Annotated in this window: 8 protein-coding genes; 7 read left to right on the plus strand and 1 reads right to left on the minus strand. The window is 69.7% G+C overall.

The window, feature by feature from the left end; translation table 11 throughout:
- Window positions 1-248: 248 nt before the first annotated feature.
- The 6 genes from AB0L34_RS31635 to AB0L34_RS31660 all read left to right on the plus strand — a co-directional run bounded on the left by AB0L34_RS31635 (window position 249) and on the right by AB0L34_RS31660 (window position 6104).
- A complete protein-coding gene (locus tag AB0L34_RS31635; RefSeq protein ID WP_363709071.1) occupies window positions 249-1523 on the plus strand; it encodes a barstar family protein in 1275 nt (424 codons plus the stop codon).
- A gap of 340 nt (window positions 1524-1863) precedes the next feature.
- Window positions 1864-2403, plus strand: coding sequence for a PadR family transcriptional regulator (locus AB0L34_RS31640; protein WP_363709073.1), 540 nt, complete (start codon window positions 1864-1866; stop codon window positions 2401-2403).
- The gene (locus AB0L34_RS31645; RefSeq protein WP_363709075.1) at window positions 2400-3131 is read left to right on the plus strand and encodes an ABC transporter ATP-binding protein; all 732 of its coding nucleotides are present in this window, start codon (window positions 2400-2402) and stop codon (window positions 3129-3131) included. The genes AB0L34_RS31640 and AB0L34_RS31645 overlap by 4 nt, the downstream gene beginning before the upstream one ends.
- A gap of 1 nt (window position 3132) precedes the next feature.
- Complete coding sequence (locus AB0L34_RS31650) at window positions 3133-4896, plus strand: FtsX-like permease family protein (RefSeq protein WP_363709077.1); 1764 nt, start codon at window positions 3133-3135, stop codon at window positions 4894-4896.
- A gap of 327 nt (window positions 4897-5223) precedes the next feature.
- On the plus strand, window positions 5224-5448 hold the full coding sequence (locus AB0L34_RS31655; protein WP_363709079.1) for a PadR family transcriptional regulator: 225 nt from the start codon (window positions 5224-5226) through the stop codon (window positions 5446-5448).
- Entirely contained in the window at window positions 5445-6104 is a 660-nt protein-coding gene (locus AB0L34_RS31660) for a hypothetical protein (RefSeq protein WP_363709081.1), read from the plus strand. The genes AB0L34_RS31655 and AB0L34_RS31660 overlap by 4 nt, the downstream gene beginning before the upstream one ends.
- 87 nt (window positions 6105-6191) lie before the next feature.
- On the opposite strand, the gene AB0L34_RS31665 is transcribed toward AB0L34_RS31660, so the two are convergent.
- The gene (locus tag AB0L34_RS31665) at window positions 6192-6524 is read right to left on the minus strand and encodes a hypothetical protein (protein ID WP_363709083.1); all 333 of its coding nucleotides are present in this window, start codon (window positions 6522-6524) and stop codon (window positions 6192-6194) included.
- Window positions 6525-7146: 622 nt separating this feature from the next.
- On the opposite strand from AB0L34_RS31665, the gene AB0L34_RS31670 reads away from it, so the two are divergent.
- Complete coding sequence (locus AB0L34_RS31670; protein ID WP_363709085.1) at window positions 7147-7773, plus strand: hypothetical protein; 627 nt, start codon at window positions 7147-7149, stop codon at window positions 7771-7773.
- The last annotated feature ends 301 nt before the right edge of the window (window positions 7774-8074 follow it).

Here is an 8074-nt window from a genome sequence, read left to right on the forward strand (position 1 = left end):
ACCAATGACACCGGAGGGCAGCCGCAATGTGGGAGCGTCTCGCCGGGCACCTGGACCGAGTCTGGCCGGACATCGATCCTGGACCAAGTCTCTAAGTAGCCGCTATCCGCGCTGCCGGTGCCACGACGAACCGGACACCTCAGCCTCGGGTCATGGCCGATGAGCCGACACGTTGAGCGCGGGTGTTGATGCTCCGCCGTCCACGAGCGCGCCCCCGACGGGGCGTTCCGAGCCGGTAGGGTCGCGGCGTGACGACGAGCGTCGGTTCCGGGGCTGATCATGCGCCGGAGCAGCGGCGGTGGACATGGGAGCTTCCGGTCGGCCCGCGCTGGCTGCTCCTTGGCGATGTCGGCTTTGAGGGCTTCTACGAGGACGACATCCCGCTGGCACTGTGTGTGGAGATCGAAGGACTGTTCGTCGACCTGCCGCCCCGGCCGCGGGAGCGGTTCACGCTCGTCGGCTGCGCTCCGGATGGCGCGCTTGCCGACCTGATCGACCGGCTGCCCGCCGAGGCACTCGGCACCGAACGGGCCTGGCTGGGGGACATCTCGATAACGGCGCCTCCGCCACCGCCAGGCACGCCGCCGTCCTGGTGGGGCGAGGACCTCGGCGACGTCGTCGTGCTCGCGCAACGGCCAAGCCGCACGGTGCCGGAAACCGTGGACATCGATCTCGACGGGTTTATCCACGTCTACGACCGCACGGACGCAGTAGTACGTCCGGGCGACGTCACCCAATTCGCCCTCTCGGGCCGGGATGAAACGCCGTACGGCACATGCCGGGACCTCACCGGCGTGTTCCGCGAGCAAGCCGCACCGCCGGTGCCGCAGGTCCGGCTACTCGGCTGCCGACCGGAAACGCCATTGCTGACCGCACTCGACGCGGTCGGGCAATCGACCAAGGCAAGCCTGCGTCGCCGCCGGATCCGCGCCGAGGTGCACATGATCGCCGCCGATGGGTTCGCCAACCGGGTGATAGGCGCCGTGGTGTCCGGAACGGTCGAGGCAGGCGAGCCGTCGCGACTCGGTGCCGGGCTCCTCGACGTGACGGTCGACAACGACCCACAGGAACCGCTGCCCACGGCAGTCCTCGGCATCCTGAAGCACTGGCACAACGGACCGCCCGCCCAAAAGAACCTGTGGGCCCGCTACGACCGGGAACTGCGCCACCACTGGGCCGGAGTGGCGCTCGCCCACCAGTCCGGTGCGCCGGACCGACCCGCCGGCACCACGTACGACCTCGACGGCCGGTTCGTGACCAACATCGAAGGGTTCTACTGTGCGATCGGCGAGGCGATCAATGGACCGGGCGGATACTTCGGCTGGAACCTCGACGCCCTCGACGACTGCCTCTGCGGGAACTTTGGCGCACGGACACCGTTCCGGCTGATGTGGCACGACGCGGTCGTCGCCCGCGAACACCTCGTCGCCGGCTACGACCGGCGACGACTGGGACGGGCGATCACCCTGGAGGATCTGCTCGGCATCTTCGCGCAACACCATGTCGAGGTCGACCTGCGCTGAGCCACGAGCGGACACTGACTACCACCACGCCATCTGAATGCAGGTGGCCCGCCCCACCAATGTTCCACGATCGAATGCTCACTCATGCCGCCGAGCGGGCGCGCCGGAAGGCAGGAACGCCGTCACCCTCCGTAGACGTTAGACGCAGGTATCAACTTGATGCCCATGCACGGATCTGCCGATGTGCGCACGGAACGTCTGCGGGTTGGAGCACCCCGGGCACTGTGCGCGGATCACTACTCAGGTTGGTAGCTGCCTGAGTCTGCACACCCGCCGCCGAGTTTGACAGCGCAATAGCTAGCGGTTATCTATTAGCGATCTATCCGAAGGGGTTGCCCGGGTGCAGGACGTGGTGCTGGCCATGCTGGCGAAGGAGCCGGCGCACGGGTATGAGCTGCGCAGCCGCATGCGTGCCGCGCTCGGTCCGCTGGGCGAGGCGATGAACGCCGGGCAGATCTACGTGACGCTGGCCCGGCTGGGCAAGGCCGGGCTGGTGACCTCGGAGAGGACCGAGGGCTTGCCGGACCGGCCCGACCGGCGGGTGTACGCGCTGACCCCGGCCGGGCAACAGCGAGTCGCCGCCTGGCTGACCGAGGTGAGCTGGCCGAAGCCCGACCTCACGGAGTTCCATCTCAAGCTGGTGGCCGCCGCGGCCGCCCGGCTGGCCGATCCAGTGGCCCTGGTCGACGCGCAGCGGCGCGAGGTGCTGCGTCGGCTGCGCGACACCCAGCGGGCCGCGTTGGACCGGTCGGTGGACCCGGTTGCCGGGTTGCTGCTGGAGGGTGTCGTGCTGCGACTGCGGGCCGACCTGGAGTGGTTGGAGGCGTGCGAACGCATGTGGACCGTGGGTGATCGGCCTGGGCGGAAGGCGGGAGCGTGACCGGATCGACGGTACTGCGAGCGTGCGGACTGACCAGGCAGTATGGCCGTGACAGCGGGCTGGTGCGCGCGGTCGACGAGGTCGACCTGGACGTACCCGCCGGACAGACGTTGGCGATCATGGGCCCAAGCGGCTGCGGCAAGTCCACCCTGTTGCACCTGCTCGGCGGGCTGCAACGCCCGACCGGCGGGCAGGTGTGGCTGGCCGAGCACCAGATCGACACGATGAGCGAGCGGGCCCTGGCCCGGTTGCGGCGCGATCACGTCGGGTTCGTCTTCCAGTCGTTCCACCTCATGGACGAGCTGACTGCGGTAGAGAACGTCGAGCTGGCCGCGCTGCTGGCCGGCCAGTCACCGGGGCGGGCCCGCAAGCAGGCGATGTACCTGCTGGACCGGGTCGGGCTGGCCGACCGCGCCGCGCACCTGCCCTCGGCGCTGTCCGGTGGGCAGCGCCAGCGGGTTGCCATCGCCCGCGCCTTGAGCAACGAGCCGCTGGTCGTGCTGGCCGACGAACCCACCGGCAACCTGGACAGCGCCGCCACCCTGGAGGTGCTGCGGCTGTTCGAGGAGCTGCGCGTCGCAGGGCAGACCCTGGTGGTGGTCACCCACGACGCCCGCATCGCGGCGGTCGCCGACCGGGTGATCGCCATGCGCGACGGCGCGTTCGCCGACGATACCCAGCTCGCCAGCGCCGCCACCACCGGCACCGTCTACAACGGGCGGCGCTGACATGTCCGGCCGACTCCTGCTCGTCTGTCGGCTGCTGATGCGGGACCTGCGCCGCCGCCGAACCGAAACCGTCCTGCTCCTGGCCGCCATCACCGCCTCCACCGCCACGCTGACCCTCGGCCTGGCCCTCAACGAAATCGCCGACCGGCCGTACCAGCAGACCCGGACCGCCACCGCCGGCCCGGACGTGATCGTGACACCCCGTGCCACCGGCCAGGCCGCGTTGGACGAGCTCGCTTCGATGACCACCGCGGCCGGCGTCACCGATCACAGCGGCCCCTTCCCGATCGCCTACCTGACGATGACGGCCCACGGCAAGTCCGCGCATGCCGTCGTCGAGGGCCGGGACGACGCACCCGTATCGGTCGACCGGCCCGCCGTGAGCGACGGCACCTGGGTACGCCCCGGCGGCGTGGTCGTCGAGCGCTTCTTCGCCGACGCCCTCGGCATCCGCACCGGCGACACGGTCAGCGTCGACGGCCATCCGCTGCGCGTGATCGGGACCGCGGTCACCGCCGCGAGAGCGACGTATCCGTACGCCGGATGGCACTACCCCGGCAGCATCATGGTCGAGCGCGGCGGCCTGGTCTGGGTCGACCAGAGCGACATCGCCATGCTCGCGGGCAGCCAGCCGCTGTCGTACACACTGAACCTCAAACTCGCCGATCCGGCGGCCAGCACCACGTACACCGTCGGCGACCAACTCACCATCTGGCAGGAGATCGGCCACCTCAACGGTCGGCTGTACAGCGACGCGCGGATGGTGCTGCTCGTCGGCAGTTGGCTGCTCAGCGGCCTTGCACTGGCCGGCGTCGCCGGCATCGTCGCGGGCCGGATCATCGGCCAGCGCCGCCGGGTGGGGCTACTCAAGGCCGTCGGCGCCGGACCCGCCATGATCGCCGCCGTCCACCTGGCCGAGTACCTCGTGATCGGGCTTGCCGGCGCCGCCACGGGCCTGGCCACGGGCTGGTTCGCCGCACCCGTGCTGATCCGCCCCAGCGCCGGACTCATCGGCTCCGCCAACGCCCAGCCACCCACCCTGCGCACGGTGATCGCCGTCACGGCCCTCGCCCTCACGATCGCTGTGGCGGCGACTCTGGTACCGGTGGTGCGCGCCGCCGCCACCAGCACCGTTCACGCGCTGGCCGACGCTGCAACGCCACCGCGGCGCCGGCGGTGGCGTATCTGGCTGTCGCGGCGGCTGCCCACCGCCCTGCTGATCGGGGTGCGTATCAACGCGCGCCGACCGCGCCGCGCCCGGCTGGTCACCGTGAACACGCTGATCACCACGACCGCGCTCGTCGCCATACTCACGGTCAACACCCAGGTGGTGCACTTCGACCTCGGCTACACGGAGCTCGCCAATCCCCGGGTGGAACGGGGCGAGCAGGCCACGGTCGTGCTCGCCGTCGTGCTGTGCATTCTTGCGCTCATCAACGCCATCGTGAGCACCTGGACCGCGGTCCTCGACGCCCGGCAGCCGCTGGCCGTCGCGCGGACGCTCGGCGCCACGCCCGCTCAGGCCGGCGTGGGCCTGGCACTAGCGCAACTGCTTCCCGCCATACCCGGCGTCGTCGCGGGGATCCCGGCCGGCATCGGGCTCGTTGCATCCGTCAGCACCGGCGAGGTCCAGTACCCACCCGATTCCTGGCTGCTCGCCACCGCACTCGGAGTCCTGCTCGCCATCGCCGCGCTCACCACCATCCCCGCGATGGTCGCCACACGGCGCCCGGTCGTGGACACACTCCAGTCCGCACCGACCTGACAGCCGCTAACGGCGGTAATGCCGCTCGCGGCCCAACAGCCGAGCGGAACTGCGGAGCAAGACCGCCGTCGCATCCGACCCATCAGCCGCACCGACACAATTGCGCACGGATCTGCCGTGGTCAGGGTGGGGGCGGGCGGGACGGCCCCGCACTCCTAAACCGCCGTCTGTGTGCTCTAGCGAACGCCTGCCGTACTCACAGCCGCTCACAACGCTCGCGAACGGACCTAATCGATCCAGCTTGTAGCGAGCAATGGCCTTAGGGCGTGTGTCGAAGTGGGGTGCCAGGGGCTTGAGCTGCTGGCTTGAGGATCTTTGCGTGGAACGGTGAGCTACGGCACCGTCTACCCGTTGATCACCCGATTGCACCGCTTGGGGCTCATTGCCAACGCGCTGCAGCCCAGTCCCAACGGCCCACCCCGCAAGGTTTATCGGCTCACCGATACCGGCCACGGTCGGCTGCGCGCCCTGGCGCGAGCAGCGGGTTCAGTTCGCCGACGTTGTGAACGCAACCCTCGCCGTCCGTCCACTGAATCCAGGAGACGACCATGAGCACGTCGACGTCGGCCGTTGACAACATCCTCGCCGCCGCAGACCGACAGTGGCGCACTCTCGGCATTCACCGTCGCGACCGGGTGTCACTCGCGGCCGACCTCCGCGTCGAGCTCGAGGCAGCCGCCGCCGACGGGCTCGATCCCGCAAAGCTTCTCGGCGCTGACCCCACCGAGTTCGCCCTGCGAATCGCCGAGGAAGCCGGCTTGGAGCGCACCCCGCCACGGTACGGCCAGGTACTCGGCGTTGCGGCCGCGGGCGCGATGCTCTCCCTCGTCGTGGGCTACATCGTGGTCATTGGCCTGCACCAGGCATTCGTGGCGGCATTCGACCTGCCGCGAAGTGTGCGCGTGCCGGTGTGGCTTGCCGCTGGTGTCTTCTACGGCGGCGTCGCAGCGATAGTCGTCGCCGGAGCCGTCCTCGCCGTGCGTCTTGCCCTACGCGATGCGACCCGCATCCGCCACACCACGGCGCGGATGACACTGCCGCTGCCGCCCACTGTCGCGGCCGCGATCGCCGCAGCAGCCGCTTTCGGCTGGGCACTCAACTTCCCGCTCACCCCGCTCGCGATCGGGACCGAGACGGCGATCGTCCTCGCTGCCTTCCTTGCAGCAACGGCGCTGGCCCGTCGGTGGTCTGTGACGGCGACAGGGTAAGCCAGCCGGCACATGGTCATGGGCTTGAGGGGATTCGAACGTCGGGCCTCCATCGACGTGTGGCTGTAATCGACTTCGACACAGACCCTAGAGCACCATCGGGAGGGGTTCGATCCAGCAACTCGCCACGTCCGGCTTGATCACCCGCCGTGCTTCTTCGGCGTCCGCCTCGGTGAGGAAGACGCCCAGTTTGTGTCGCGTCCGACGGCCGTCCTGCTCGGTCACCGCCGTGCGCAGATGCACGTGACGGTGCCGCTTGCGGCGTATGCCCTCAGGCAGGCCGGTGCGGAACGCCTCGGCGACCGCTTGGGGCGAGGCGATGTCGAGCTCGCCGCCGACCCCGGCAAGGGGCTTCGTCGGCCACACCGGGTCGTACGGGCTGAAGGTGTTGAACAACGACGGCCGCAGGTTCGACAGCACACCCTCGCTCCACCCGACGGCGAGGGTGACGACATACCGGTCACGCCCTCGCTCTCGAGGATGAGTACCCGCGCGTCAGCTGGGAGGTGGCCTGCGATGTCCCGCTCGATCCGGGTGGCCTCGTCCTCCGTCGCGCACCGGATCGCCAGGCCCCGGTACCCGCCCTGCATCCGCACCGCCTCGATCGGCTTGAACAGCACCTCGACGGTCGTGGAGAGGCGTTCGTGCTGCCCGGGCATGTGGTCCGCCCGCAGCAGCAGCTGGCCGTGCGTCGCCGAGTACGACCACAGGGCGAAGTGCCGCTCGCTCCGGAAGAGCTCCGCGCCCGGACGGAAGTCCTCGTCCCTGTGCAGCCACACGCTCTTCGTCATCCCGCCACAATCGGTCAGTGCAAAGCCAGCTGTCAAGATCAACGCGACACGTGCGAGCCGTCACCAGGTCGTCATCGGCGATCACGAACCGGTCGCGCCGGTGGGCGAGCGGGGTTGGCCGCGTCGAATTCCTTGACCGGGTAATTGCGGTGACTCCTCGCACACCTGCCGCTTCCGCGTCCGCACATCGATGGGAGGTCGTAGGGCGTCACCCCTGGCTCGCGCGCCCGGTTGCGGTGTTGTCGTCGGTCTTGCCGGCGGATGGCAGGCTCGACGCCATGGGAGGCGTCATCGCACAGTTGCCCGCACTTCTCGGCGTGCTGGTCGGCACGATCGGCGCGATCGTCGCCACCTCCATCGCCGACCGCACACGATGGAAGCGGAACCAGACCGTCCGCTGGGACGACCGTCGGCTGGACGCCTACGTCGAGTTCGCGCAGGTGCTGAAGGAGATCCACGCCATCGCCGTTCGGATGCTCGCCGACGCCCGCCCCAACTCCCAGGGACACCGGATCGACCAGGAGGAAGGCCTGGCACGGCTGGCAGACGCCGACGTTCGGCACACGCTGGCCTGGGAGAGCGTCCTGCTGCTGGGGGACGTCGCGACGGTGTCGGCGGCACGCGGCTGGCGCGACGCCGTCTGGGCGATCGAGCGTGCCGCCCGTGGCCTGACCGGTCAGGACGACGTCGACGATCTGTTGCACCGGGCAAACGAGGCGCGCGACCACTTCTACAGCGCCGCCCGTGGCGGCCTGGGCGTCGGCGGCGGCTCGGTCGCTCAGGCGACGCTGCTGTCGGGGCGACTCGCGCAAGCGCGCCCGAACATGCTGTCGTCGCAGACGGCCGCCCGACCCGCGCCCGCCGACCGGTCCGGCTAGAAGAGACCCAAGCTACTGGTCAGCGAGCACTGCCCCCTGCGCGGCCCGTCTGCCGCGTCGGGTTGTCGGCGTTGGCCAGCGGTCCTGGCTGTATGCATCGCTGTACAGTCAGATTCGGTAGTGATGGTGGGCCCTGTCGTTCCCGCCGAACGCTGCCCTGCTCCTCGAACCGGCTGCGACAGACGGCGGCGCCCCTACCAGACAGGCTAGGGCGTGTCCTGCCGATCTTGTAGTGGTTGATTGTTGACGATGTGCCGGTGGTGCGTCGTGGTGAGTTGACCGATGAGGCGTGGGCGGTGAT

It is taken from the genome of Micromonospora sp. NPDC052213 (assembly GCF_040679695.1).
Classification (GTDB): Bacteria; Actinomycetota; Actinomycetes; order Mycobacteriales; family Micromonosporaceae; genus Micromonospora.